The organism is Pseudomonas sp. SMV71 (genome assembly GCF_052042015.1).
In the GTDB taxonomy this organism is placed as follows: domain Bacteria; phylum Pseudomonadota; class Gammaproteobacteria; order Pseudomonadales; family Pseudomonadaceae; genus Aquipseudomonas.
Genome location: NZ_JBKGGU010000016.1, coordinates 1 through 26,270 on the forward strand (window position 1 = coordinate 1; position 26,270 = coordinate 26,270).

Below are 26,270 nucleotides of genomic sequence, written 5' to 3' on the forward strand. Positions count from 1 at the left end.
CTTGAAAAAAAGTGAGCCGCCGTCAGGGCGGAACCCTAAGCCGCCGTTACCGAAGAAACGGATCTACACCCCACCCAGAGAGCACCACCAACAGGGTCAAGCGCCTAAACCCTGAACCGCCCCACCAACGTCTGCAAATGCACCCCCAACCGCGCCAGTTCAGCACTCGAAGCCGCAGTTTCTTCACTGGCCGCAGAAGTCTGCTCCGACACATCGCGCACATTCAGCACGCTGCGGTTGATTTCTTCGGCCGTGGCGCTCTGCTGTTCGGCGGCCGCGGCGATCTGTTGGTTCATCGACTGGATCGCCGAGACGGTACGAGTGATGTTTTCCAAGGAGCCGCCAGCACGGCGCGTCAGTTCGACGCTGCTGTCGGTCAGGCCACGGCTGTTGTCCATGATGGTCGCGACCTGTTCGGTGCCGGTTTGGAGGCCGACGATCAGTTCTTCGATCTCTTCGGTGGATTTCTGGGTACGTTGGGCCAGGCTGCGGACCTCGTCGGCCACCACCGCGAAACCCCGACCGGCCTCACCGGCGCGGGCGGCTTCGATGGCGGCATTGAGAGCCAGCAGGTTGGTCTGTTGGGCGACGGACTTGATCACATCCAGTACGCTGCCGATCTTGTCGCTTTCACGTTTCAGGTCGCCCATGGCCTGGGTCGAGTTACCGACTTCAAGGGCCAGACGCTCGATCTGCGCAATGGCCTCGCCCACGACCTTGTCACCTTCGCGAGCCTGTTGATCAGCCGCCGCTGCCGCCTCTGAGGCCTCTTCGGCATTGCGCGCCACTTCCTGCACCGTGGCGGTCATTTCGTGCATCGCGGTGGCGACCTGGTCGGTCTCCACCTTCTGGTTGTTGACCCCGGCGCTGGTCTGCTCGGTGACAGCGGAGAGTTGTTCGGCGGCGCTGGCAATCTGTGTGACGCCTTCGCCGATGCCGCCGATCAATTGCCGCAGGCCCACTGTCATGCTTTGCATGGCGCGCTGCAATTGGCCCAGTTCGTCGCGACGCTCGGAGGTAAGGTTGTGGGTCAGGTCTCCAGCGGCCACGCGTTCGGCAACCTCCAAGGTCTGGCCGAGCGGGCCCACGATCTGTCGAGTGATGAACAGGGCGGCGATCACGCCGAACAGCAACGCCAGAACGGCGGCTGCGATCAGGACGGTCTTGGCCTGGGCGGCGTTTTGGTCACGCACTGCCGTCTGGGACACGGTCAGTTTCTGGCTGGCGTCGATCAGCACCTGGCCTTGTTCGGTCATGCGCTGGAGCGCGGCTGCGTTGTCGATCTGAGAGTCACGGAACTGAGCGACGGCGCTACGATAGAGGTTGAACGAGTCGTTGGCCTGCTGCAGGTTGGCTCGATGCTCTTCTGGCAATTGCTCTGGCAGGCGTGCGAGCAGCTTCAGGACGTTATCGATAGCATCGAGGGCCGGTTGCTGGGCATCGCTCTTGCCACTGTAGGTGTAGCCGCGAACCTGATAGCGCGCCTGCTGAACGGCTTTGCTCAGTGTGACTACATTGTTGAAGGGAGTGACATCGCCGCCTTGCAGCAGTGCCTTTTCCACTTCGGCGACGCGGGCCACGGCATTGTCAGCGTTGGCGCCCAGCTTGCTACGGGCATCCTCGCGGTTTACGGTCGCGCGGGTCATTTGGGCAAAGGCGCTCTTGTATTCAGCAACAGCGGCCAGTTGGCTGTCGATCAGCGCTACATCGGCGGGTTGTTCGATCAATTGGCGAGCGGTGCCGAGCCCGGCTTCCAGCTTGCCAAGCAGATCGTTGACCGTTTGCGGACCTTTCTCACCCCGTGTGGTGTAGTAGTCGATGCTCGCCAGGTTCAAGTCCTTGCTCAAGTCGTTGAGACTGGCAATGAACCCCAGCTTATCGCCACGACTGATGACATTGCTCAGGCCGCTCCAGCCGGTAAAGGCAATCATCAAGGTGAGAAACAGTACCAGGCCGAAGCCGAAGCCAAGCTTGCGATTGACACTTACGTTACCCAGCCATCGGAACATACTGATACTCCCTTGCAGCGCTGTGCGTGGTTTTATGGGAGCTGTATCGGCCGTTTGGAGGGAATCTGTAGAAAATAGCCGGTTTGCGCGACGGGTAGCGGATCAGAACAACCGCGCCATCAGCGCCGTCACGGCAGTCTCGACCCGCAGGATGCGTTCACCCAGTTGCACCGGCTGCAAGCCGGCCTTGGCCAACAGTTCGATTTCGTAGGGGATCCAGCCACCCTCCGGGCCTATCGCCAGGGTCACCGGCTGCGTCACGGCGCGGGGGCAGGGCGGGTAGTTGCCGGGATGACCGACCAGGGCCAGGGTGTCGTCTGCGATAGCCGGTAGTCGGTCTTCGACGAAGGGCTTGAAGCGCTTTTCGATGATGATTTGCGGCAGCACGCTGTCCCTGGCCTGTTCCAGGCCCAGGATCAGCTGCTCGCGAATCGCCTCGGGCTCCAGGAATGGGGTCTGCCAGAAGCTCTTCTCCACTCGATAGCTGTTGACCAGGATCACCCGCGGCACGCCCATGGTGGCGACGGTCTGGAACACCCGCCGCAGCATCTTTGGGCGCGGCAGGGCCAGCACAAGGGTCAGCGGCAGCTTGGCCGGCGGCGGTTGGTCCAGGGTGACTTGCAATTCGGCCTCTCGGGCTTCCAGGCGCAACACCTGGGCGCTGCCCATCAAGCCGTCGACGCGCCCGACCCGCAGGCTGTCGCCGACAGCGCTGCGGTGGACTTCCTGCATGTGCGTCAACCGGCGGTCACGCAGGACCACCCGGTCAGGCGCGATGAAATCGGCCTCTTCAAGCAGCAGCAGGTTCACGCTTGTTTCGCTGGCGGCTGGTCGTCGTGGTCGACCGGCTCGTCTTCCGGATGCTCACTGCGCTTGCGCACCAGGCCGCCGAACAGCACGCCGATCTCGAACAGCAGCCACATCGGCACGGCTAGCAGCGTCTGGGAGAAGATGTCTGGCGGGGTCAGGATCATGCCGACCACAAAGCAACCGATGATCACATACGGGCGGATTTTCTTCAGGTAGGCCACGTCGACTACGCCGATCCAGACCAGCAGCACCACCGCCACCGGGATCTCGAACGCCACGCCGAAGGCGAAGAACAGCGTCATGACGAAATCCAGGTAGCTGGTGATGTCGGTCATCATTTCCACGCCTGCCGGGGTGGCGGCGGCAAAGAACTTGAAGATCAGCGGGAACACCAGGAAATAGGCGAAGGCCATGCCGGTGTAGAACAACAGGATGCTCGACACCAGCAGCGGCACGGCAATGCGTTTTTCGTGCTTGTACAGGCCGGGTGCGATGAAGCCCCAGATCTGATGCAGGATCACCGGGATCGCCAGGAACAGCGAGACCATCATCGTCAGTTTCAGCGGCGTCAGGAACGGCGACGACACGTCGGTGGCAATCATCGTCGCCCCGGCCGGCAGGTACTGGCGCAGCGGCGTGGAGACGAAGGTGTAGATCTGCTGGGTGAAGGCAAATAGCCCGGCGAAGATGATGAACACTGCCGCGACGCAACGCAGCAGGCGGGTGCGCAACTCGGTGAGGTGCGATACCAGCGGCATGGGCTGGTCGTTTTCCGGTATATCGCTCATGGGGCTCGCGGCGGCAAAGTAGGGTCGTGGGGAACGGCAGGCGTCGCCGCCGGGGCCGGTTCCGGCGCATTGGCAGGCGTCGCCGCCAATGGCACCGTGTCAGCCACCGGCGCGTGAGGAGCAATCACCGGCTCGACCACAGGCTCGACCGGTGTCGGCTCCTGTTGGGTCGGTGCGAGGATTTTCCGTGCTTCCTGCTCCAGGGACAGAATGTGTTCGTTGTGAAGTTGCCGGCGGATATCGTCGGCACCGATTTCACGTTCAACTTCCTGTTTGATCGCGTTGAAGCTGCGCTTCAGGCGTCCGATCCACAGACCGGCCGTGCGCGCAGCACCCGGCAGGCGCTCGGGGCCCAGGACCAGCAGGGCGACGAGGCCGACGAGCAGCAGTTCAGTGAAGCTGATCCCAAACATTAGTCAGTGCTCACGAGTCTTTGCGGGCAGGCTCTTCGACTTTCTGTGCCTGCACATCGATGGTGTGCGGTGCGCTCACCGGCTGGGCCGCCTGAGGGTGTACCGGTTGAGCCGGCTGCACCGGTTGCGTCGGGGCCGCTGTCGGCTCGGCCGGTTTCTCGTCGTCGTTCATGGCCTTGCGAAAACCTTTGATCGACTCGCCGACATCGGTGCCAAGGTTTTTCAGTTTCTTGGTGCCAAACACCAGCACCACGACAACCAGAATGACGACCCAGTGTTTCCAGTCAAAGATACCCATGTGGCTATTCCTCTCAAGAGTTGATCAGGCGGACGGGCGCGAGGCTTTCTCGACATGCCCGGACAGACCGAAGCGCCGGTCCAGTTCATCCAGTACGGCCTGCGGATGCTGCCCCAGTTGGGCCAGCATGACCAGGCTGTGGAACCACAGGTCGGCGGTCTCGTAGATCACGTCGCTGCAATCGCCGCTGATGGCGGCGTCCTTGGCGGCGATGATGGTCTCCACGGACTCTTCGCCGACTTTTTCCAGAATCTTGTTCAAGCCCTTGTGGTACAGGCTGGCGACATAGGAACTGTCGGCCGCGGCGCCTTTGCGCTCTTCCAGCACCTGGGCCAGGCGGGTCAGGGTGTCACTCATGGGTATGTCCTGAATAGATGGCATGCGGGTCCTTGAGCACCGGATCGACGGTTTTCCAGTCGCCGTTCTCGAAGACGCGATAGAAGCAGCTTTGACGGCCGGTGTGGCAGGCAATCTCACCGACCTGCTCGACCATCAGGATGATGACGTCGCCGTCGCAGTCCAGGCGCATCTCATGCAGATGCTGCACATGCCCGGACTCTTCACCTTTGCGCCACAGCTTGTCACGGGAACGTGACCAATAGATGGCGCGGTTCTCGGCGGCGGTCAGGGCCAGCGCCTCGCGGTTCATCCAGGCCATCATCAATACGCGCCCGGTCTTGTGATCCTGAGCAATGGCCGGCACCAGGCCGTCAGCGTCCCATTTGATCTCGTCCTGCCAGTTTTTCATCTTGAGTCCTGACGGCAGCGGCAAGCGTTGAGCTTCAAGCTGCAAGTAAAAAGCGGATTCGTGTACCTATGAAACTTATGGCTTGCAGCTTAAAGCTTGCAACTGATTCCTGCTATCGACGAACGACCAGATACAAACCGACGGCCACCATGATAATCGCCGGCCAGTGCCCCAGTTCGTTCAATGGCCCGCCTGCCGCCACTGCCGCGCCGCCCCCCAGGTGGGCGGCACCCAGCAGGCGCAGGAACCAGTCGTCCTTGCGCCGCTTCCACGGTGGATCCGGGTCCTGGGCATGCGGTTGGGACATGCGTTCGAGCAGGTCGCGGGTCATGTTGGCCAGGTGCGGGATCTGCTCGAACTGGCTCTGCACGTTGCCGAGCAAGGTGCGTGGGCTGACGCGCTCGCGCATCCAGCGTTCGAGGAAAGGTTGGGCGGTGTTCCACAGGTCCAGGTCCGGGTACAGTTGGCGACCGAGTCCTTCGATGTTCAGCAGGGTTTTCTGCAACAGTACCAGTTGCGGCTGGACCTCCATGTTGAAGCGGCGCGCGGTCTGGAACAGGCGCATCAGCACCTGGCCGAAGGAAATATCCTTTAACGGTTTTTCGAAGATCGGCTCGCACACGGTGCGGATGGCCGCCTCGAATTCGTTGAGCTTGGTCTCGGCCGGCACCCAGCCGGAGTCGATGTGCAGTTGCGCGACCCGCCGGTAGTCGCGCTTGAAAAACGCGAACAGGTTGCGCGCCAGGTAGTCCTGGTCTTCGGGGGTGAGGCTGCCGACGATGCCGCAGTCGATCGCGATGTATTTCGGACTCCACGGCTCCACGGTGCTGACAAAGATGTTGCCCGGGTGCATGTCCGCGTGGAAGAAGCTGTCGCGGAACACCTGGGTGAAGAAGATTTCCACCCCGCGCTCGGCGAGCATCTTCATGTCGGTGCGCTGGTCGGCCAGGGTCGCCAGGTCGGTGACCTGGATACCGTAGATGCGCTCCATCACCAGCACTTTCGGCCGGCACCAGTCCCAGTAGACCTGCGGGACGTAGAGCAGCGGCGAGCCTTCGAAGTTGCGGCGCAGCTGACTGGCGTTGGCGGCTTCGCGCAAAAGGTCGAGTTCGTCGTAGATGGTTTTCTCGTAATCCAGGACCACGTCCACCGGATGCAGCAGGCGCGCATCGGCCGACAGCCGCTCGGCGGCGCGGGCGAGGATGAACAGCCACGCCAGGTCCTGGGCAATGACCGGCTTGAGACCGGGGCGGATGACCTTGACCACCACCTCTTCACCGCTCTTGAGCTGTGCGGCGTGGACCTGGGCCACGGAAGCCGAGGCCAGGGGCTCGACATCGAAACGGCGGAAGACTTCGCCGATGGTCTTGCCCAGTTGCTCCTCGATCAGTGCCACCGACAACTTGGAGTCGAACGGGGGCACGCGGTCCTGCAGCAGCATCAGTTCATCAGCGATGTCTTCGGGCAGCAGGTCGCGGCGGGTGGACAGGATCTGCCCGAACTTGATGAAGATCGGCCCCAGGTCTTGCAAGGCCAGGCGCAGGCGGGCGCCGCGGCTCAGGTCCAGTGCGCGCCGGGGAAACCAGCGCCACGGCAACACGAAGCGCAGTGCCAGCAGGAACCACGGCAACGGCAAGGCGAACAGCAGGTCATCGAGGCGGTAACGGATCACGACGCGCTGGATGCGCAACAGACGGCGGACGGCAAGCAGCTTCATGCGTTATCGCTTGGGTTCAAGGGATCGGGAAAGGCGCTCGAAACGCGCCTCGAGACGTTCCAGGTCGAGTTTGATCTGGTCCAGTTCATCGAAACGGGCCTGCGCCTCGCGTTGGCCTACCAGAGTACGCGATTCTTCGGCCAGGTATTCACTCAGATTCTGTCCCAGGCTGGCGAAGCCCTGGCGGTACCAGCGGCTGCGACTGCGCAGATGGCCGCTGAGCAATTGGGTCGCCACCGGGCCGATCCAGCGGGACACTTCATATTCCCAGTCCAGTTCCAGGTCCTGGAGGATCCCCGCCAGCTCCAACAGCACGCCGCTGTCACCCTCGAGCTCGACTTCGGGACTGTGCAGCACCGCCGTCTTGTCCTTGCTCAGGGCCAGGCTCAGCAGGCTCGAAGCTGGGGCGCGCAACGTGCAATCGGCTTCAGCCTCCCAATGCGCGGCAAGCATAAGGCCTTCGTCGCTGGGCAGGATAAACAGCTGCAACACCGGACTGCGACAGTCGACGGCAATCACCTTGCCGCTCAAGTGCGCCAGGCGCGCGAGCGCCGTGCTGTCCAGGCGCAGCACCCGGTTGATGCCGAGTTCGACGCTGGCGAGCAGTCCGGTCAGCAGCATCAGGGCTTGATACCGCGATGCAGGGCGACGATGCCCGAGGTCATGTTGTGATAGGTCACGCGGTCGAAACCGGCCTCGACCATCATCGACTTCAGGGTTTCCTGGTCCGGGTGCATGCGGATCGATTCGGCCAGGTAGCGATAGCTCTCGGCGTCGTTGGTGATCAGCTTGCCCATCAGTGGCATGAAGGCAAATGAATAGGCATCGTAGGCCTTGGACATCAGCGCGTTGGTCGGCTTGGAGAACTCCAACACCAGCAACCGGCCACCAGGCTTGAGCACCCGCAGCATCGAGCGCAGGGCGTCTTCCTTGTGGGTGACGTTGCGCAGGCCGAAGGCGATGGTCACGCAATCGAAATGGTTGTCGGGGAACGGCAGCTTCTCGGCGTCGGCCTGGACGAACTCGACGTTGCCGGCCACGCCCAGGTCCAGCAGGCGATCGCGGCCGACCTTGAGCATTGATTCGTTGATGTCGGCGAGCACCACCTGGCCGGTCGGGCCGACGATGTGGGAAAACTTTTTGGTCAGGTCTCCGGTGCCACCGGCGATGTCCAGCACGCGGTTACCGCTGCGCACGCCCGACAGTTCGATCGCGAAACGTTTCCACAGGCGATGCATGCCGCCGGAGAGCAGGTCGTTCATCAAGTCATACTTGGCGGCCACCGAGTGGAAAACCTCAGCGACTTTTTCCGCCTTCTGGCTTTCCGGCACGTTTTTGAAACCGAAGTGGGTGGTGGGTTCGGCATCGCTGCCTTTGCGCTGATCGGTCATATCGCTGTCACCAAAAAAGAATGCGGGACATTCTAATCCCGGTGGAGGGCTTTGTCTTGGCAAGGCTGAAGGTAAGATGAGCCACCGCCAGGACGTTTTGACGCAGCCAGCGTCCGAAACGTTCAGGCAAGTCCCGATAGAACAGGAGTCATCAAATGGCCCGTATTACCGTTGAACGTGCCCATGACCTGGGCAAGGAAGCAGCCCACGCCAAGGCCGACAAGTTGGCGCAGAAGTTGGCCGACAGCTACGGCCTGGAGCCGCAGTGGTCCGGCGACACCCTGAAACTCAAGCGGTCCGGGGTCAAGGGCGAAGTGCATGTGGGCGATGACTCGATCCGCGTTGATGTAGAACTGGGGATGTTGATGTCGGCCATGAGCGGCACGATCAAGGCGGAAATCGAAAAGGCGCTGGATAAGGCGTTGGCTTGATTTTGTAAGTATGTGGTGATGGATACCCAACTTGGGTTCATCACTAATCCCCTGTGGGAGCGAGCCTGCTCGCGATAGCGCCGAGTCATCCAATATCAATATTGCTGACCCACCGCGATCGCGAGCAGGCTCGCTCCCACAGGATGTCATTGCACTCGAAATCTGTGTCAGTTGTTAGGGTGCCCTTTCTAAATATTCTCACTACTTTGTGCCTGAGCCCGTCCGTGTGCGGGCAGTTCCTCCCACCCGTTTGAAGTGAGGTGCACCATGGCCAAAGTTATTTTGAAGAAAAAAACCGACGTTGAATCTTCCACGCTCAGCGACGTGAAAACGTACGCGCGCAAGATCTGGCTGGCGGGCCTGGGCGCCTACACCAAGGTCGGTCAGGAGGGCAGCGAGTACTTCCAGGAATTGATTAAGGCCGGCGAAGTAATTGAATCCAAAGGTAAAAAGAACGTTGCCGGAAAACTTGAAGCGGCCAATAGTGAGTTGATTGAAGCCAAGGCCGATGTCGCCACTTTCAAGGCTCGGGTTGAACTGCAACTCGATAAAGTCGAGAAGGTATTCGATGCGCGTGTTGCAAGTGCCTTGAATCGTATCGGCATTCCGTCTAAACATGACGTTGAGGCACTCTCGGCTAAGCTCGATGAGCTGACCGCATTGCTCGAACGTGTCGCGCGTAAACATTAAGGAGAACGGGATGGCTGGCAAAAAGATCACTGAAAAAGAAGGCAGCTCGTGGGCCGGGAAAATTGAAAAGTACTCCCGCAAAATCTGGCTGGCTGGTTTAGGCGTGTACTCGAAGATCGATACTGACGGCAGCAAACTCTTCGAGTCACTGGTCAAGGACGGCGAGAAGGCCGAAAAACTCACCAAGACAGCGGTCGGCAAGCAAGTCGATGCCGCCAAGGACTCTGCCGGGTCCGCCAAGTCGCGAATCGGTGGCGTGAAGGATCGGGCACTCGGTAAGTGGGATGAACTGGAAGGGGCTTTCGACAAGCGCCTGAACAGCGCGATCTCCCGCCTGGGCGTACCGAGCCGCAATGAAGTGAAGGCGCTGCATACCAAGGTCGATACCCTGACCAAGCAGATCGAGAAACTCACCGGGGCCAAGGTTACACCGGTGGCGACCAAGACCGCGGCGGCCAAACCGGCGACGAAGGCTGCGGCCAAGCCATTGGTCAAGGCAGCGGCGAAAGCGGTCGCCAAGCCTGCGGCAAAAGCAGCGGCCAAGCCTGCGGCTAAAACCGCTGCGGCCAAGCCTGCCGTGAAGGCAGCGGCCAAGCCGGTCGCGGCCAAGGCGGCAGCGAAGCCTGCGGCAAAACCTGCGACCAAGGTTGCGGCAGCCAAACCTGCTGCGGGCAAACCGGCAGCCAAGCCTGCGGCAAAAGCGGCAGCCAAACCCGCTACAGCGAAAAAGCCAGCCGTGAAAAAACCGGCCGCGCCGAAAACCGCTGCGCCCAAGGCACCGACGGCGGCCGCCAAGCCGGCAGCCACCACGAGCACGGCGAACTCCGCCTCGGCTCCGACCCCGGTTGCCAGCCCGACTCCAGCGCCGGCTCCATCGACGCCTACCAGTCAATCCTGAGTCCAGGACATGCAAAAACGCCCGGCCTGAGGAGGTCGGGCGTTTTTGTTTGCGTCGCGGATCCAGAACATGGGGGGGCCCTGTGGGAGCGAGCCCTGCTCGCGATAGCGGTGGGTCAGCTTGCATCGATGTCGGATGTGCCGCCGCCATCGCGAGCAGGGCTCGCTCCCACGGTGGGGTTTACTCGTGCTCTTGGAGGTACCGCAACGCCAGTTGCTCGGTCGCACCTTTGGCAGCAGCCGGCAGATGCGGCGCCACCAACATCATGATCTGGTAGACCACCAGCCGAACCTCGCCTTCGCGATCCAGGATCCGCTGGTAATCGAGCGAGAACAACAGGGTCATGGTGATCTGCTCCACCAGTTGCCCCAGGGCCTGGGTGTCGCTGACCAACAGTTCCCGAGCCTTGAGCTGCGCGAGCAATGAAGCCAGGGTACGTTTCAAGCCATTGAGCAATTGGCGGATGCCCTTGGCCAGCTTCGGCAGGCGTCCGGCCAGGTTCGACAGGTCCTGGAACAGAAACCGGTACTGGGCCAGGCGTTCGACGATCAGGTGCAGGAACAGCCAATAATCTTCCGGTGCCAGTTGCGCATCTGCGGGCGGGTCCAGCAGCGGGGCCAGTTCGGCCTGGAATCGCTCGAACAGCCCGAGGACCAGCGGCTCCTTACCGTGGAAGTGGTAATAGAGGTTGCCGGGGCTGATCCCCATTTCGTTGGCGATTTCCAGGGTGGAGACGTTCGGCTCGCCCTTTTCATTGAACAATTGCAGGGCACATTCGAGGATGCGATCGCGGGTTTTCATCCGGCCTTCTTCGTGATCAAGTCGCGCCACGGCCAACCGGCGGGGCGTGGCGTGAGGTCTTCAGCGTACGCGAACATAGTTGCCGGGGGCCGCTTCCATGGGGGGGTAATTGGCGTTGCCCAAGGTCATCCGGGTCTCGCGTTGGGCTCCGGAGCGCGCCTGCACCCAGTCCAGCCATTGCGTCCACCAGCTGCCCTCGACGTGCTTGGCGTCGTAGTACCAGGCTCGTGGATCGCTGCTCAGTTTCTGGCTTTCAAGGTAATTGGCCTTGGGGTTGCCCGGTGGGTTGAGGATGCTTTGCACATGGCCGCTGTTGGACAGTACGAAGCGTTTTTCACCACCCAGCAGCAGTGTCGAGCGATAGACCGCGTCCCACGGGGTGATGTGGTCGTTGATGCCCCCCACACTGAAACTGTCCACCGTGACTTTCTGCAGGTCGATGGGCGTGCCGCACACCTCCAGGCCGCCGGAATGCGTCAATGGGTTGTGCTTGAAGAAATCCAGCAGGTCGCCATGAAAGGCCGCCGGCAGGCGGGTGGTGTCGTTATTCCAGTACAGGATATCGAACGGCGGTGGTTCCTTGCCCAGCAGGTAGTTGTTGATGAAGTACGTCCAGACCAGGTCGTTGGGTCGCATCCAGGCGAACACCCTGGCCATGTCGCGGCCATCGAGGATGCCTTTCTGGTAAGAGCGGCGCTTGGCGGCTTCGAGGGTCTGTTCGTCGATGAACAGCGTCGCGGGACTTTCGATCTGGCTGTCCAGCAGGCTCACCAGGTAGGTGGCGCTGGCGACCCGGCGCTGCTGGCGCTTGGCTTGCAGATGCCCTTGCAGCGCGGCGATAGTCATGCCGCCGGCGCACGCGCCCACCAGGTTGACCTCGCGGGCACCGGTGATTGCCCGGCAGACGTTCATGGCTTCCTCCGCTGCTTCGACGTAGCTGGACAGGCCCCACTCGCGATGGCGCACGTCGGGATTGCGCCAGCTGATGATGAACACCTGCAAGCCGTTTTTCAGGGCGTACTGGACGAAGCTGTTGGAAGGGCTCAGGTCGAAGATATAGAACTTGTTGATTTGCGGCGGCACGATCAGCAATGGCCTGGCGTATTGTTTTTCGCTCATGGGCCGGTACTGGATCAGCTCCAGCATTTCGTTGCGAAACACCACGGCACCGGGCGTGGTGGCCAGTGTCTTGCCGACTTCGAAGGCGTCGGGAGTGGTTTGTCGCGGCAGTCCGTCATTGTGCAGCAGGTCATCCACCAGGTGGCTGATGCCCCGTACCAGGCTGGAGCCGCCGGAGTTGAACAGCTCCTTGATTGCCAGCGGGTTGAGCAGGGTGTTGGAAGGCGCCACCGCGTCGTTGAGCAGGGCGAAGGCGAAGTGGGCGCGGGCCTGGTCGTCGGGACTCATGCCGCAATCATCGATCCAGCTGCTGACCTGTTTCTGCCAGCTCAGGTACGCCTGCAAGCTGCGGCGGTAGAACGGGTTGAGCTCCCAGGTAGGATCGGCGAAGCGCTTGTCGTTGGGGTGCGTGGGGTGCAGGGTTTCCCCCAGCAGCACGCGACCCAACTGGCCGCCGAGCCGCAACGCATGCCGGGCACTGTGCACCGGGTTGCGCAAGCCGTGCAACGCGACACTGCGCAAGGTGGACAGCAGGTCCCTGCCGCGCAGGCCGGTGACCGCACTCTGTGCGTTGATGAAGCTGGCAGGGGCGGGCATGGAGCCCTTCGCCGGTTTGTCGCGCATGAGTCAACTCCTTTCATCAAGCTAAAAACCAACACACCGAGCCAGACAACATAGTCGCTGTTTCGGGTAGCTGCGCGATCCCGGCGTCCTGCCAGGCGCTAATGGGCGGTTTCAGCCGCCACTCAACGGCGAAGGATGCGGATGCATCACGGCGCGCTGACGTTCTTCCTCGAGAAATTTCATGATGATCGGCGCGACGGCTTCGGCCCGGGTGATCAGGAACAGGTGGCCGTCGTCGATGATGTGCAACTGGGCATTGGGGATGCGCCAGGCCAGCAGGCGCATGTTGACCAGCGGAATCAACGGGTCGTCGTCACCGGCCAGCACCAGGGTCGGCTGGTGGATCTTGTGCAGCCAGTGGATGCTGGTCCAGCCCAGGCCGGCGAACAACTGCCAGTAATAACCGAGCTTGCCCGCCGAACGCACCCTGGCCGCGTGACTGGCCGCAAGGCCCGGGTCGCGACGGAACGAGCCGCCGTAGATCAGCGGTGCGATGCGCAGCACGTGGGACGGCTGAACGTAGCGCCGGGGGCTGGCCATCATCCACAGCACTTTCGGTTTGCCCGGCACCATCACCGCTCCGGCAGCGGTGGCGGCCAGCACTAGTTTCTTGCAGCGCTCGGGGTAGTCATGGGCGAATTGCTGGGCCAGGGCTCCGCCCCAGGACACGCCAATCACGTTGACCTGTCCGTAGTCGAGGTAATCGAGCATCCGTGCAGCCAGTTTTGCCAGGCCCGGAAAGCGATACGGACGGCTGGGCGTCGATGAGCCGCCGACGCCGGGCACATCGAAGGCGATGACTTCCAGGTCTGGATCCAGCGCCTGGATAAACGGAAACACCAGCTCGAGGTTGGCGCCGATACCGTTGAAAATCAGCAGGGGCGTCAAGTGAGGCTTGCCGGGGCGTACCGCGGTGCGCAAGGTCTGGCCATCCAGATCGACGGTACGGAAGATGTACGGTTGCGGCATGCTTCAAGCCCTGTGGTTTTGATCGCTGTCTTTCATTTTCCCCAATCCCTTGTGGGAGCGAGCCTGCTCGCGATGAGGGCGCCACATTCAACATCAGCGCTGGCTGACACGCCGCCATCGCGAGCAGGCTCGCTCCCACAGGGGTTAACAGCGTGTCGGCTGCCTGAGTGCATTCGTGAGCAAGCCCACAGCCCGGCAGACGAGCTGTACTGCCTAGCGCTCATGCACATAAGTCCCCGGCGCCGCCTCGCCCGCCACATAGGTCTTGTTGCCCAGCACGGCCGGGGCTTTTTTCAGCTTGCCCGAGCGTTCGGCGAGCCAGGCCTGCCAGTGCAGCCACCAGGAGTCGGTGTGCTTGGTGGAGTTTTCCTGCCAGTCCTCGGGCTTGGCCGGCATGTCTTCGCCAGTCATGTAGCGTGACTTGGGGTTGCCCGGCGGGTTGAGGATGCTCTGGATATGCCCGCTGCTCGACAGCACGAAATCGACCTTGCCGCCGAACAATTGCGCCGACTTGTAGCAGGACTTCCACGGCGTGATGTGATCGTTGGTGCCGGCCAGGGCAAAGATGTCGGCGGTGACCTGCTTAAGGTCGATCGGCGTGCCGCACACTTCCAGGGCATTGGGCCGGGTCAACGGGTTGGTCTTGAACATTTCGATGAGATCGCCATGGAACGCCGCCGGCAGCCGGGTTGTATCGTTGTTCCAGAAAAGGATGTCGAACACCGGCGGTTCGTTGCCCAGCAGGTAATTGTTGACCCAATAATTCCAGATCAGGTCGTTGGGGCGCATCCAGGCGAAGACCTTGGCCATGTCGCGACCTTCGAGCACGCCGGCCTGGTAGGAATGGCGCTTGGCCGTTTCCAGGGTCTGCTCGTCGACGAACAAGGCAACGTCGGTGTCCAGGGTGGTGTCGAGCACGCTCACCAGCAGGGTCAGGGCGTTGACCTTTTTCTCGCCGAGGGCGGCGTAATGGCCGAGCAGCGCCGTGCAGGTAATGCCGCCGGAGCAGGCGCCCAGCATGTTCACATCTTTGCTGCCGGTAATGGCCGTGACCACGTCCACCGCTTCCTTGAGCGCCTCGATGTAGGTCGACAGTCCCCACTCGCGCTGTTCCTTGGTGGGGTTGCGCCAGGAGATGATGAAAGTCTGCACGTTGCTGCGCAGGCAGAAGCGCGCCAGGCTCTTGTCGGGGCTGAGGTCGAAAACATAGAACTTGTTGATCTGCGGCGGCACCACCAGCAATGGCCGCTCATGCACCTGCTCGGTGATCGGGCGGTACTGGATCAGCTCCAGCACGTCATTGCGGAACACCACCGCGCCTTCGGTCACGCCCAGGCTCTTGCCGACTTCGAATGCACCCATGTTCACCTGGCTCGGCATCCCGCCGTTGTGCACCAGGTCCTTGGCCAGGTGCGACAGGCCATCGAGCAGGCTCTTGCCACCGGTTTCGAAGAAACGCTTGACCGCCGCCGGGTTGGCCGCCGAGTTCGTCGGAGCCATGGCTTCGGTCATCAGGTTGATCACGAAATGCCCGCGGCTGATGTCCTGGGGCGACAGGCTGCTGTCATCGATCCAGTCGTGCAGCTCCTTGCGCCACGCCAGGTAGGTTTGCAGGTACCGTTTGTAGAGTGGGTTCTGGCTCCACGCCGGGTCGGTGAAGCGCCGATCATCGCTGGCAGGTTGCAGCTCGGATTTGCCGAACAGGACTTTCCTCAGCTCGGCGCCGAAATGGGTCACGTGCTTGACGCTGTGCAGCGGTTGCCTGATGGTCTGGGCCAGCACCATTCGGGCCGAGGCCAGCAGGTCTTTCCTGCGCAGGCCCACCACGGGATTGAGCCCCAGGGTATTTTCCGAGGCCTGGTACTTCAGGTCATCGTTGTTCTTGTTGCTCATCTACGACGCTCCATTGTCAGACGAGTACACGGACCATGCCGTCAAGCCACACAGCCGATACCGGGTACGCTGCTCGGGTGACCATTCATTCCGCATCGTGATCAATGAGGAAACCTTTGCAAGGAACTCCCCAATTCCTGTGCAGGGAACTTGCCAGCTCCATTGGTTACCCGAGTTTAATTTTTTTCGCAAGCAGGCCAGTCATTGACGCTGTCGCGCAGGCATTCAAGCAGATGAGTCTAGAAAATTCGCCCTAAAGCGCCAGCCCTTGGGCTAGAGCATCAGCTTGACCACGGACTGATCCGGGTCGCGGGTTTTACCGGCGGTCTTGAGCTCGCCAAGATAATCGTTCCACAGGTCTTGCTGACGCACCGCCAGCTGATAGAGATAGTCCCAGGTGAACAGTCCGCTGTCATGGCCGTCGTCGAAGGTCAGTTTCAGTGCGTACTGGCCGGCCGGTTCGATTTTCGTCAGGCCGACATTCAGCTTGCCGTATTGCAGGATGGGCTTGCCGTGCCCCTGGACCTCGGCGGAAGGCGAATGCACCCGCAGGAATTCGGCGCTCAGGTGGTACTCCTCATCCGGCGCGTATTTGAGCGTCAGGGTCTTGGAGGCTTTGTGCAGGTTGATGGCGGTGGGGAGTTTGGTCATGGCAGAGTGTCCGTCTCGTGGAACCTGATATTTGCCCACAATACCCTGTGGCGAGGGAGCTTGCTCCCGCTGGGTGGCGCAGCCACCCCAATAAGACTTGAGACTTGCGCGGTCCCGTCATTTTCTGGGGCCGCTTCGCGCCCCAGCGGGAGCAAGCTCCCTCGCCACAGGAGCTCGCTCACACAGCGTGCGGGTCAGAGGATATACCGCGACAGATCTTCGTTCTGCGCCAATTCACCCAAGTGACTGTTGACGTACTCGGCATCGATGAGGATTGGCGCTTCGTCGTGCTTGCTCGCCAGGTCGCCGGCGCTGAACGAGACTTCCTCCAGCAGGCGTTCGAGCAGTGTGTGCAGGCGCCGGGCACCGATGTTTTCGGTCTTTTCGTTGACCTGCCAGGCGATCTGCGCCAAGCGCTGGATGCCTTCTGGCGTGAACTCGATGTTCAGGCCTTCGGTCTTGAGCAGTGCGCAATACTGTTCGGTCAGGGACGCATGGGGCTCGCTGAGGATGCGTTCGAAGTCTTCCGGCGACAGCGCCTTGAGTTCGACACGGATCGGCAGGCGGCCTTGCAGCTCTGGCACCAGGTCGCTCGGCTTGCTCAGGTGGAACGCGCCGGACGCGATGAACAGGATGTGGTCGGTCTTGACCATGCCCAGCTTGGTGTTGACCGTGCAACCTTCGATCAACGGCAACAGGTCGCGTTGCACGCCTTCGCGGGACACATCGGCGCCGCCGACGTTGCCGCGCTTGGCAACCTTGTCGATTTCGTCAATGAACACGATGCCGTGCTGCTCGACCGCTTCGAGGGCCTTGGCCTTCAGTTCTTCCTCGTTGACCAGGCGACTGGCTTCTTCATCGCGCACCAGTTTCAGCGCTTCCTTGACCTTGAGCTTGCGGCTTTTCTTCTTGCCCTTGCCCATGTTGGCGAACAGGTTCTGCAACTGGTTGGTCATCTCTTCCATGCCCGGCGGCGCGGAAATGTCGACACCGGCCATCTCGGCCACTTCGATCTCGATTTCCTTGTCGTCCAGCTGGCCTTCACGCAGGCGCTTGCGGAACAGCTGACGGGTATTGGAATCCTGGGTTGCGGCGGAGTCAGCGTTGAAGCCCATGCGCGCCGGTGGCAGCAAGGCATCGAGGATGCGCTCTTCGGCGGCGTCTTCGGCGCGATGGCGGACCTTGGTGATCTCCTGCTCGCGCAACAGCTTGATGGCGGCATCGGCCAGGTCACGGATGATCGACTCGACGTCGCGGCCGACATAGCCGACTTCGGTGAACTTGGTGGCTTCGACCTTGATGAACGGTGCATTGGCGAGCTTGGCCAGGCGCCGGGCAATTTCGGTTTTACCGACACCGGTCGGGCCGATCATCAGGATGTTCTTGGGGGTCACTTCGACGCGCAGCTCTTCAGGCAGCTGCATCCGACGCCAGCGGTTACGCAGGGCGATGGCGACGGCGCGCTTGGCATCGTCCTGGCCGATGATATGGCGATTGAGTTCGTGGACGATTTCGCGGGGAGTCATGGACATAATAATTGGCGGTCCTCAAGCAGCGATGAGCCGTGGCGCTGAGCCTGGGCTTATTGCGCGAGGTCCTGCTCCTCAATGGTCTGGGTGTGGTTGGTGAAGACGCAGATGTCGCCGGCAATGCCCAGGGCAGTCTCGACAATCTCCCGGGCCGACAGGTCAGTCTTTTTCAGCAGGGCGCTGGCCGCAGCCTGGGCGTAGGCACCGCCGGAACCCATGGCGATCAGGCCGTCCTCGGGTTCGACCACGTCACCGTTGCCGGTGATGATCAGCGACGCATCCTTGTTAGCGACCGCGAGCATGGCTTCGAGGCGGCTCAGGGAGCGGTCGGTGCGCCATTCCTTGGCCAGTTCCACGGCGGCACGGATCAGGTGGCCCTGGTGCTTTTCAAGCTGGCCTTCGAAACGTTCGAACAGGGTGAAGGCATCGGCGGTGGCCCCGGCGAAGCCGGCGATGACCTGGCCGTGATAGAGGCGGCGGACTTTCTTCGCGTTGCCTTTCATCACGGTGTTGCCCAGTGAAACCTGGCCGTCGCCGCCCATGACGACTTTGCCATGACGGCGGACTGAAACGATGGTGGTCAAGGGGAGAGTCTCCACGCAGCGGGGCGAAAATGCCCGGATGGAACTCATATGGGGGTGACGTGGTTTTTTTCAACTGCGGGGTGGAGGAGGGGACGGGCGGTGTATGTGGCTGTTCCGCGAACCTGTGGCGAGGGAGCTTGCTCCCGCTGGGCTGCGAAGCAGCCCCAAAGCTTGGGAGTGCTGCGCACTCCAGCGGGAGCAAGCTCCCTCGCCACAAAAGCGTCCGCCACGAAACCGGGTGAGTATCAGCGGCTCTGGCGTTGTTGTAACAACAGGTTGCTGAACCCGCTGCCAGCCAGTTGTTTCTGGGCCTTGGTCAGTTCTTCGCGATTGCTGAACGGGCCGACCAGCACGCGGTACCAGGTTTCGTCTTTCACGGTCCCGGACTCCACCGACACCGACTGGCCCAGCAGGATGATCTGCGCCCGGACCTTGTCCGCGTCGGCTTCCTTGCGGAACGAGCCGGCTTGCAGGAAGAACTTGGTCACCGGCGCGGCCTTTTGCACGGGCGGGGCCGGCGGTGGCGTGATGCCGGCCAGCGCCGCCTGGGCGCGGGCAGTGTCGATCTTCGCGGCTTCGGCCGGGGTCACCGGGGTGGTTGGCACCTGTGGTGTCGGCAGGGTTTTCTCCGGCACGGCGTCAGGTGGCACGATGACCTCCGACTCCGGCAGCAAGGTGTAGAAGTCATACTTCGGCTTCACCGGTTGCGTCGGGCTCGGCGGGGTTTTGTTGGCCTCGGCGATGCGCGTCGCTTTCTGCTGCTCTTGCTTGACGCGCTTGACGTCATCGCCCTGGCCCGGCTCCAGCTTCATCAGGAACACAATGAACGCGCCGACGCTCAGGCCGATGGCCATCCACAACCAACCCGGGATCGGCTTCTTGGCTGGAGGCTGGTAACGACTGGCGCCGCGTTTGGGTGCAGGTTTTTTCTTGGCGGCCAACTTACATGCGCTCCAGGGTTTCCAGGCCCAGCAATTCCAGGCCTTGCTTGAGCGTACGCCCGGTCAGCGCGGCGAGGCGCAGGCGGCTCTGCATTTGCTCGGGGGTATCGGCGTTGAGGATCGGGCAGTTCTCGTAGAAGCTGGAGAACAGGCCGGCCACATCGTACAGGTAGGCGCACAGGGTGTGCGGCGTGCCCTTGTCGGCCACGTTGTTCAGCACCTCGCCGAACTGCGCCAGTCTGGCCGCCAGTTCCTGCTCATGGGCGGCTTCAAGCACGATCCGGCCGTCCACTTCGCTGAAGCTTTTGCCCAGCTTGCGGAACACTCCCGCGACACGGGTGTAGGCGTACAACAGGTACGGCGCGGTATTGCCTTCGAAATTGAGCATCAGGTCGAAGTTGAAGCTGTAGTCGCTGGTGCGGTGCTTGGACAGGTCGGCGTATTTCACCGCGTCGATCCCCACCACCTTGGCGATCTGGCGCAGTTCGTCTTCGGCCAGGTCCGGGTTCTTGCCCTTGACCAGGGTGTAGGCGCGGTCCTGGGCTTCGGTCAGCAGGTCGATCAGCTTCACCGTGCCGCCATCGCGGGTCTTGAAGGGCCGACCGTCGGCGCCGTTCATGGTGCCGAAGCCCATGTGTTCCATCTCCATCGGATGGGTAACGAAACCGGCCTGACGCGCCACTTCGAATACCTGCTGGAAGTGCAGGGCCTGGCGCTGGTCGACGAAATACAGCACGCGATCGGCCTTGAGCACGCCATTGCGGTAGCGCACGGCTGCCAGGTCGGTGGTGGCATACAGGTAGCCGCCGTCGGCCTTGACGATGATCACCGGCAGCGGCTCGCCTTCGGCGGTCTTGAACTGCTCAAGGAACACGCATTGGGCGCCGTTGCTCTCCACCAGCATGCCCTTGGCCTTGAGGTCGTTGACCACGTTGATCAGATCGTCGTTATAGGCGCTTTCGCCCATCACGTCGGCCATGGTCAGCTTGACGTTCAGCAACTCGTAGATTTTCTGACAATGGGACAGCGAGATGTCCTTGAACTTGGTCCACAGCGCCAGGCAATCGGCATCACCGGCCTGGAGCTTGACCACCAGGCCACGGGCGCGGTCGGCGAACTCGGGGGACTCGTCGAAGCGTTGCTTGGCGGCGCGGTAGAAGTTCTCCAGGTCCGATAGCTCGTCGCTGGTGATCGGGTTTTCCTGCAAGTACGCCATCAGCATGCCGAACTGGGTGCCCCAGTCACCGACGTGGTTCTGGCGGATAACCGTGTCGCCGAGGAACTCCAGGACCCGCGCCACGCCGTCGCCGATGATGGTCGAACGCAAGTGGCCGACGTGCATTTCCTTGGCGAGGTTGGGTGCCGAGAGGTCGACCACGGTGCGTTGCAGCGGGCCGGCCTTGCGCACGCCAAGGCGCGCGTCGGCCAGGGCCGCGTCCAGGCGCGAGGCCAGGGCCTGGGTGTTCTGGAAAAAATTGATGAAGCCGGGGCCGGCAATATCAGCCTTGCTGACGTTCTCATCGGCCGGCAATGCGGCAATGATTTTCTCGGCCAAGTCGCGCGGTTTCATGCCGGCCGGCTTGGCCAGCATCATGGCGATGTTGCTGGCGAAATCGCCGTGGGTCTTGTCGCGGGTGTTTTCGACCTGAATCGCCGGCGACAGGCCTTCTGGCAACACACCTTCAGCGACGAGTTGGGTGATGGCTTGCTGGATGAGCTGGCGAATGGTGTCTTTCATGGTCTTCTCGTTCAACCGCAGGCGCGGCGGCGCTTCGAGGCGCTGGTGGAAAAACTGGGCATTATCCGTGGCGAAGGCGGGCTTGCCAACTGTAGCGGGTCGGTTGGAACTGTGTGGTGACTATTCGAGCCCTATCGCGAGCAGGCTCGCTCCCACATGGGAACGCGATCCCCTGTGGGAGCGAGCCTGCTCGCGAAGCAATCTTGCGATCAATACAAATCCACTGGATCCACATCCAGCGACCAGCGCACCGCCCGCCCGCTGGGCATTTGCTCCAGCACCAGCAGCCAGGCACTCAACAGTCTATGCAAGGGCGCCCGGGCATTGGCCTGTAATAACAGCTGTGCCCGATAGCGCCCCGCCCTCCGTTCCATCGGAGCCGGCACCGGGCCCAAGAGTTCGATCCCGCTCAGGTTCTGCTCTGCCAGCAGGCGCTCGGCCTCACTGCAGGCCTCATCGAGGAACCCTTCGGCCTGTCCTGGCTTGTGGGCTTCGGCTCGTAGCAGCGCCAGGTGGGCAAAGGGCGGCAGCCCGGCGCTGCGCCGTTCGCTCAAGGCCTGTTCGGCGAAGGCGAAGTAGCCTTGTTCGGTCAGTTGGACCAGCAACGGATGGTCCGCCAGGTGGGTCTGGATAATCACTTTGCCCGGCTCTTCGGCGCGTCCGGCCCGACCGGCCACCTGGACGATCAACTGCGCCATGCGCTCGCTGGCGCGGAAGTCGCCGGAGAACAGCCCTCCGTCGGCGTCGAGGATCGCCACCAGCGTCACACGCGGGAAATGGTGCCCCTTGGCGAGCATCTGCGTGCCCACCAGGATGCACGGCTGGCCTTTCTGGATCGTCGCAAACAGTTGACTCATCGCGTCCTTGCGCGAAGTGCTGTCGCGATCCACCCGCAGCACCGGGTAATCAGGAAACAGAATGCCCAGCCGTTCTTCGGCGCGCTCGGTGCCGGCTCCGACCGGGCGCAGGTCGACTCTGCCGCACTGCGGACAGTGCCTCGGCACCCGCTCGCAGTGTCCGCAATGGTGGCAGCGCAGTTCGCCATGGCGCTGGTGTACGGTCATTCGTGCATCGCAGCGCTCGCAGCCGGACATCCAGCCGCAGTCATGACACAGCAGTGTCGGCGCGAAGCCCCGGCGATTGAGAAACACCAATACCTGTTGCCCGGCGGCAAGGGTCTGGCCGATGGCTTGCTGCATGGGCCCGGAAATGCCGCTGTCCAGCGGACGACTTTTTACATCCAGGCGCAGGAAGCGCGGTTGCTGGGCGCCACCGGCCCGCTCGTTCAGGCGCAGCAACCCGTAGCGCCCGGTGTAGGCGTTGTGCAGGCTTTCCAGGGACGGGGTCGCCGAGCCGAGCACGATGGGAATGTTTTCCTGACGGGCGCGGACCAGGGCCAGGTCGCGGGCGTGGTAGCGCAGGCCCTCCTGCTGTTTATAGGAGCCGTCATGTTCCTCATCGATGATGATCAGGCCTGGATGCTTCATCGGTGTGAACAGGGCTGAACGGGTGCCGATGATGATGTCGGCCTCACCGTCCCGGGCCGCGAGCCAGGCTTCCAGGCGTTCGCGGTCGTTGACCGCCGAGTGGATAAGGGCGATCCGCGCATTGAAGCGCTGTTCGAAACGCGCCAGGGTCTGTGGCCCGAGGTTGATTTCCGGAATCAGCACCAGCGCCTGTTTGCCGGCTTCCAGGGTCTGGCGGATCAGTTGCAGATAGACTTCGGTCTTGCCACTGCCGGTGACGCCGGCCAGCAGGAACGCATGGTAGCTGTCGAAGCCGGCGCGAATCGCTTCGCAGGCCGCTCGCTGTTCGGCATTGAGCGGCAGTTCCGGTTGGGCCAGCCAATGTTCATGGCGGGCATCGGGGGCATGCCGGCGAACCTCCACCTGGACCAGGTCCTTGGCCAACAGCAGGTCGAGGCTGTCTTTGCTGAGCATCAGTTTGCTCAGCAGTTGATGCGCCACGCCGTGGGGATGCTGCGCCAGGGTCGCCAGGGCCTCGCGCTGGCGGGGCGCGCGGGCGATGCGCGGGTCGTCCAGCGAAGCGCCCGGTGCCACGGACCAGAAGCGCTCCTGTCGTGCTTCGGCCGGTTCGCCCTGGCGCAACAGCACCGGCAATGCCCAGCTCAGGGTGTCACCGAGGCTGTGCTGGTAGTACTGGGCGGTCCACAGGCACAGCTTGAACAGCGAGGCAGGCAACGGCGGCGCGTCGTCGAGCAGGGCCAGGGCCGGTTTGAGTTTGTCGGCCGGCACTTCGCTGTGGTCGGTGACTTCCACCAGGATCCCGATCATCTCCCGCCGGCCGAACGGCACCCGCAGGCGCATGCCCGGCTGTAATCGCGCACGCGGGATCCCGGCCGGGGCGCGGTAGTCGAACAGACGGCGCAGGGGCGAAGGCAAGGCGAGGCGCAGGATGGCGTCGGGCACGCGGGGGGATCTCGATACGTCAACAGTTAGAGGGTCGTGCACATGTGGGAGCGAGCTTGCTCGCGATGGCAGCGTGTCAGTCAACATTCATGCTGCTGATCCACCGCGATCGCGAGCAAGCTCGCTCCCACAGGGATGTGTGTTCGCCGGGGAGCCTAGCAGACGGTTGGTACAAGGCATAGCTTGCGTGATCGGCGATGTCTGGTAGAATCCGCGGCCTAATTACGTGCGGTATTCAACAATCGTGTTGGGTGGCGGCACGCTAGCCTGAGGAAACACCATGAAAACCGATATCCATCCGGAATACCCAGTAGTTGCCGTAACCTGCAGCTGCGGCAACAAGTTCGAAACCCGTTCGACCTACGGCAAGGCCCTGGCGATCGACGTTTGCAACGAATGCCACCCGTTCTACACCGGTAAGCAAAAGACTCTGGATACCGGCGGTCGCGTTCAGAAGTTCGCCGATCGTTTCGGTGCTTTCGGCGCTGCCAAGAAAGCCTGAGGCTGATCATTTTGGATGCTGCTTTGCACGGCTCCAGACTGATGAAAAAGGCGTCCCTTGCGGGCGCCTTTTTTGTGTCCGCGATTTGGCTGTCTCAGGTCCAGGCGCAGGCCTTTTGCCCGGCGCCCGCTGGCCTGACCCCGGTCGCCGTGCAGCGGGTGGTCGATGGCGATACCCTGCGCCTGGCTGATGGGCGCAACGTGCGTCTTATTGGCTTGAACACGCCCGAACTGGGCAAGCGGGGACGTTCCGACGAGCCGTTCGCCGTGGCTGCGCGCGAGCGTCTGCAGGCGCTGGTGGACGCCAGCAACGGGCGCGTGACGCTGTTGCCGGGCAAGGAAAGCAAGGACCGCTACGGTCGCATCCTGGCCCACGTCTACGGCGCCGACGGCGCTAATCTCGAAGCGCAGATGCTTGCCGATGGGCTGGGTTTCCTGGTGGCGGTCGCGCCGAATGTCGACCTGGTGGATTGCCAGCGCGCCGCCGAGCGTACTGCTCGTCAGGCCGGTCTGGGGCTGTGGCGACGTTCCCCGGTGCTGAAGGCGGAGCAGATCGGTGCTTCCGGGTTCGCCGTGCTTACCGGTCGGGTGAGCAAGGTCCAGCGCAATCGGGGTGGCGTTTGGATCGAGCTGCAGGGCTCGGTTGTATTGCGCGTTGCACCCAATCTGCTGGAGCGCTTCGACGCGCGTGCGCTTGAGGCACTCGAAGGCCGGCAAGTCGAGGCTCGCGGCTGGGTGCAGGATCGTTCCCGACGAGGCGGGCTGGAATCCGGGCAGGCCCGCTGGTTGCTGCCGCTGACCGATCCGGCCATGTTGAACATGGCATCAGCTGAAAAATTGTAGACATTTTTTTATTCGATTGTATGCATCAAGCCCTTATATTCCGTGGCTCTTGGCCCAAAGTCGTAGGGCAGGGCGCTTGACAGGGGTGACTGGTCAGTCTTGTAGGGACTTTACGAGGCGCGTATCCTCGGCGGTCCGTCTGTCCAACACAGTAAAAAGCGGAATGCCCACATGTCTGATCTGAAAACTGCCGCTCTCGAATATCACGCTAATCCTCGTCCAGGAAAGCTGAGTGTCGAGCTCACCAAGGCCACCGCTACTGCCCGCGACCTGTCGCTGGCCTACAGCCCCGGCGTAGCCGAACCAGTACGCGAAATCGCTCGCGACCCTGAATTGGCTTACAAATACACCGGCAAGGGCAACCTGGTTGCAGTCATTTCCGATGGCACCGCGATTCTCGGCCTGGGTGATCTCGGCCCACTGGCGTCCAAGCCGGTCATGGAAGGCAAGGGCGTGCTGTTCAAGCGCTTCGCCGGTATCGACGTGTTCGACATCGAGGTCGACTCCGAAAGCCCGCAAGCCTTCATCGACACCGTCAAGCGCATCTCCATCACCTTCGGCGGCATCAACCTGGAAGACATCAAGGCGCCCGAGTGCTTCGAGATCGAGCGCGCACTGATCGAGCAGTGCGACATTCCAGTGTTCCACGATGACCAGCACGGCACCGCGATCGTCACCGCGGCCGGCATGATCAACGCCCTGGAAATCGCTGGCAAAACCCTGCCGGAGGCCAAGATCGTCTGCCTGGGCGCCGGCGCTGCGGCCATCTCCTGCATGAAGTTGCTGGTGAGCATGGGCGCCAAGATCGAAAACATCTTCATGATCGACCGTACCGGCGTGATCCACTCCGGCCGTAGCGACCTGAACCAGTACAAGGCGGTCTTCGCCCACGCGACTGAAAAGCGCACCCTGGCCGACGCACTGGACGGTGCCGACGTATTCGTCGGCCTGTCGGGCCCGAACCTGCTGAGCCCGGAAAACCTGCTGCGCATGGCGCCGAACCCGATCGTGTTCGCCTGCTCGAACCCGGATCCGGAAATTTCCCCGGAACTGGCTCACGCCACCCGCAGCGACGTGATCATGGCCACCGGCCGTTCGGACTACCCGAACCAGGTCAACAACGTACTGGGCTTCCCGTTCATCTTCCGCGGTGCCCTGGACGTTCGCGCCAAGCGCATCAACGAAGAAATGAAAGTCGCGGCCGCCAATGCCCTGCGCGAACTGGCCAAGCTGCCGGTGCCTCAGGAAGTTTGCGATGCCTACGGCGGCATCAAGCTGGAATTCGGTCGTGAGTACATCATTCCGAAGCCAATGGACGCCCGCCTGATCACCCTGATCTCCGACGCCGTGGCCAAGGCTGCGATCGAGACCGGCGTGGCGACCCTGCCCTATCCGAAGAACTACCCGCTCAAGAGCGTGGATGACGTGTTCAACGGTTAACAGCAGTCGCCCATA

At 62.2% G+C, this 26,270-nt stretch carries 25 protein-coding genes and 1 pseudogene; 6 read left to right on the plus strand and 20 right to left on the minus strand.

What is annotated here, in order from left to right; all coding sequences use genetic code 11:
* Positions 1-104 precede the first annotated feature (104 nt).
* The 10 genes and pseudogenes from ACLEJQ_RS17440 to ubiE all read right to left on the minus strand — a co-directional run bounded on the left by ACLEJQ_RS17440 (position 105) and on the right by ubiE (position 8,174).
* Positions 105-2,009 (minus strand): methyl-accepting chemotaxis protein, encoded by a 1,905-nt coding sequence (locus tag ACLEJQ_RS17440; RefSeq protein ID WP_440796850.1) that lies wholly within the window; start codon positions 2,007-2,009, stop codon positions 105-107.
* A gap of 102 nt (positions 2,010-2,111) precedes the next feature.
* Complete coding sequence (locus ACLEJQ_RS17445; protein ID WP_440796852.1) at positions 2,112-2,819, minus strand: 16S rRNA (uracil(1498)-N(3))-methyltransferase; 708 nt, start codon at positions 2,817-2,819, stop codon at positions 2,112-2,114.
* Positions 2,816-3,607, minus strand: coding sequence for a twin-arginine translocase subunit TatC (gene tatC / locus ACLEJQ_RS17450; protein ID WP_440796853.1), 792 nt, complete (start codon positions 3,605-3,607; stop codon positions 2,816-2,818). The genes ACLEJQ_RS17445 and tatC overlap by 4 nt, the downstream gene beginning before the upstream one ends.
* Entirely contained in the window at positions 3,604-4,020 is a 417-nt protein-coding gene (gene tatB, locus ACLEJQ_RS17455) for a Sec-independent protein translocase protein TatB (RefSeq protein WP_440796855.1), read from the minus strand. Before tatB ends, tatC begins: the two co-directional genes overlap by 4 nt.
* 10 nt (positions 4,021-4,030) lie before the next feature.
* Positions 4,031-4,318: a twin-arginine translocase TatA/TatE family subunit gene (locus ACLEJQ_RS17460; RefSeq protein WP_440796857.1), complete on the minus strand. Its 288-nt coding sequence runs from the start codon at positions 4,316-4,318 to the stop codon at positions 4,031-4,033.
* A gap of 24 nt (positions 4,319-4,342) precedes the next feature.
* Positions 4,343-4,675 (minus strand): phosphoribosyl-ATP diphosphatase, encoded by a 333-nt coding sequence (locus ACLEJQ_RS17465; RefSeq protein WP_003186671.1) that lies wholly within the window; start codon positions 4,673-4,675, stop codon positions 4,343-4,345.
* Positions 4,668-5,066: a phosphoribosyl-AMP cyclohydrolase gene (gene hisI, locus ACLEJQ_RS17470; protein WP_440796859.1), complete on the minus strand. Its 399-nt coding sequence runs from the start codon at positions 5,064-5,066 to the stop codon at positions 4,668-4,670. Before hisI ends, ACLEJQ_RS17465 begins: the two co-directional genes overlap by 8 nt.
* Positions 5,067-5,178: 112 nt before the next feature.
* The gene (gene ubiB, locus ACLEJQ_RS17475; protein ID WP_440796861.1) at positions 5,179-6,783 is read right to left on the minus strand and encodes a ubiquinone biosynthesis regulatory protein kinase UbiB; all 1,605 of its coding nucleotides are present in this window, start codon (positions 6,781-6,783) and stop codon (positions 5,179-5,181) included.
* Positions 6,780-7,404 (minus strand): annotated as a pseudogene (locus ACLEJQ_RS17480) (ubiquinone biosynthesis accessory factor UbiJ). The gene ubiB and the pseudogene ACLEJQ_RS17480 overlap by 4 nt, the downstream one beginning before the upstream one ends.
* Positions 7,404-8,174, minus strand: a complete 771-nt coding sequence (ubiE, locus tag ACLEJQ_RS17485) for a bifunctional demethylmenaquinone methyltransferase/2-methoxy-6-polyprenyl-1,4-benzoquinol methylase UbiE (protein ID WP_072397963.1) — start codon at positions 8,172-8,174, stop codon at positions 7,404-7,406. Before ubiE ends, ACLEJQ_RS17480 begins: the two are co-directional and overlap by 1 nt.
* A gap of 155 nt (positions 8,175-8,329) precedes the next feature.
* Here ubiE and ACLEJQ_RS17490 point away from each other — a divergent pair, with 155 nt between their 5' ends.
* The 3 genes from ACLEJQ_RS17490 to ACLEJQ_RS17500 all read left to right on the plus strand — a co-directional run bounded on the left by ACLEJQ_RS17490 (position 8,330) and on the right by ACLEJQ_RS17500 (position 10,193).
* Positions 8,330-8,605 carry a polyhydroxyalkanoic acid system family protein gene (locus ACLEJQ_RS17490; protein ID WP_440796863.1) on the plus strand — a complete coding sequence of 92 codons (276 nt, stop codon included), beginning with the start codon at positions 8,330-8,332 and terminating at the stop codon, positions 8,603-8,605.
* A 267-nt stretch (positions 8,606-8,872) separates the two neighbouring features.
* A complete protein-coding gene (locus tag ACLEJQ_RS17495; protein WP_440796866.1) occupies positions 8,873-9,295 on the plus strand; it encodes a phasin family protein in 423 nt (140 codons plus the stop codon).
* A 10-nt stretch (positions 9,296-9,305) separates the two neighbouring features.
* Positions 9,306-10,193, plus strand: coding sequence for a phasin family protein (locus ACLEJQ_RS17500; protein ID WP_440796867.1), 888 nt, complete (start codon positions 9,306-9,308; stop codon positions 10,191-10,193).
* A gap of 180 nt (positions 10,194-10,373) precedes the next feature.
* Here ACLEJQ_RS17500 and ACLEJQ_RS17505 read toward each other — a convergent pair whose 3' ends face one another.
* The 10 genes from ACLEJQ_RS17505 to ACLEJQ_RS17550 all read right to left on the minus strand — a co-directional run bounded on the left by ACLEJQ_RS17505 (position 10,374) and on the right by ACLEJQ_RS17550 (position 23,471).
* Positions 10,374-10,994, minus strand: a complete 621-nt coding sequence (locus ACLEJQ_RS17505) for a TetR/AcrR family transcriptional regulator (protein ID WP_440796869.1) — start codon at positions 10,992-10,994, stop codon at positions 10,374-10,376.
* Between the two features lie 60 nt (positions 10,995-11,054).
* Entirely contained in the window at positions 11,055-12,737 is a 1,683-nt protein-coding gene (phaC, locus tag ACLEJQ_RS17510) for a class II poly(R)-hydroxyalkanoic acid synthase (RefSeq protein ID WP_440796871.1), read from the minus strand.
* 111 nt (positions 12,738-12,848) lie between these two features.
* On the minus strand, positions 12,849-13,706 hold the full coding sequence (phaZ, locus tag ACLEJQ_RS17515) for a poly(3-hydroxyalkanoate) depolymerase (RefSeq protein WP_440796873.1): 858 nt from the start codon (positions 13,704-13,706) through the stop codon (positions 12,849-12,851).
* Between the two features lie 213 nt (positions 13,707-13,919).
* Complete coding sequence (phaC, locus tag ACLEJQ_RS17520) at positions 13,920-15,599, minus strand: class II poly(R)-hydroxyalkanoic acid synthase (RefSeq protein WP_440796875.1); 1,680 nt, start codon at positions 15,597-15,599, stop codon at positions 13,920-13,922.
* Between the two features lie 273 nt (positions 15,600-15,872).
* Complete coding sequence (locus tag ACLEJQ_RS17525) at positions 15,873-16,250, minus strand: gamma-butyrobetaine hydroxylase-like domain-containing protein (protein ID WP_440796877.1); 378 nt, start codon at positions 16,248-16,250, stop codon at positions 15,873-15,875.
* 194 nt (positions 16,251-16,444) lie between these two features.
* A complete protein-coding gene (hslU, locus tag ACLEJQ_RS17530) occupies positions 16,445-17,782 on the minus strand; it encodes an ATP-dependent protease ATPase subunit HslU (RefSeq protein ID WP_440796879.1) in 1,338 nt (445 codons plus the stop codon).
* Positions 17,783-17,832: 50 nt separating this feature from the next.
* Positions 17,833-18,363 (minus strand): ATP-dependent protease subunit HslV, encoded by a 531-nt coding sequence (hslV, locus tag ACLEJQ_RS17535; RefSeq protein WP_440796881.1) that lies wholly within the window; start codon positions 18,361-18,363, stop codon positions 17,833-17,835.
* A 245-nt stretch (positions 18,364-18,608) separates the two neighbouring features.
* Positions 18,609-19,304 carry an SPOR domain-containing protein gene (locus tag ACLEJQ_RS17540; protein WP_440796883.1) on the minus strand — a complete coding sequence of 232 codons (696 nt, stop codon included), beginning with the start codon at positions 19,302-19,304 and terminating at the stop codon, positions 18,609-18,611.
* Between the two features lies 1 nt (position 19,305).
* Positions 19,306-21,042 (minus strand): arginine--tRNA ligase, encoded by a 1,737-nt coding sequence (argS, locus tag ACLEJQ_RS17545; protein ID WP_440796885.1) that lies wholly within the window; start codon positions 21,040-21,042, stop codon positions 19,306-19,308.
* Positions 21,043-21,251: 209 nt separating this feature from the next.
* Positions 21,252-23,471 (minus strand): primosomal protein N', encoded by a 2,220-nt coding sequence (locus ACLEJQ_RS17550; protein WP_440796887.1) that lies wholly within the window; start codon positions 23,469-23,471, stop codon positions 21,252-21,254.
* Between the two features lie 280 nt (positions 23,472-23,751).
* Here ACLEJQ_RS17550 and rpmE point away from each other — a divergent pair, with 280 nt between their 5' ends.
* The 3 genes from rpmE to ACLEJQ_RS17565 all read left to right on the plus strand — a co-directional run bounded on the left by rpmE (position 23,752) and on the right by ACLEJQ_RS17565 (position 26,255).
* Positions 23,752-23,973: a 50S ribosomal protein L31 gene (gene rpmE / locus ACLEJQ_RS17555; RefSeq protein WP_440796889.1), complete on the plus strand. Its 222-nt coding sequence runs from the start codon at positions 23,752-23,754 to the stop codon at positions 23,971-23,973.
* 41 nt (positions 23,974-24,014) lie between these two features.
* The gene (locus tag ACLEJQ_RS17560) at positions 24,015-24,815 is read left to right on the plus strand and encodes a thermonuclease family protein (RefSeq protein WP_440796891.1); all 801 of its coding nucleotides are present in this window, start codon (positions 24,015-24,017) and stop codon (positions 24,813-24,815) included.
* A gap of 171 nt (positions 24,816-24,986) precedes the next feature.
* Positions 24,987-26,255: a malic enzyme-like NAD(P)-binding protein gene (locus ACLEJQ_RS17565; RefSeq protein WP_440796893.1), complete on the plus strand. Its 1,269-nt coding sequence runs from the start codon at positions 24,987-24,989 to the stop codon at positions 26,253-26,255.
* Positions 26,256-26,270 lie beyond the last annotated feature (15 nt).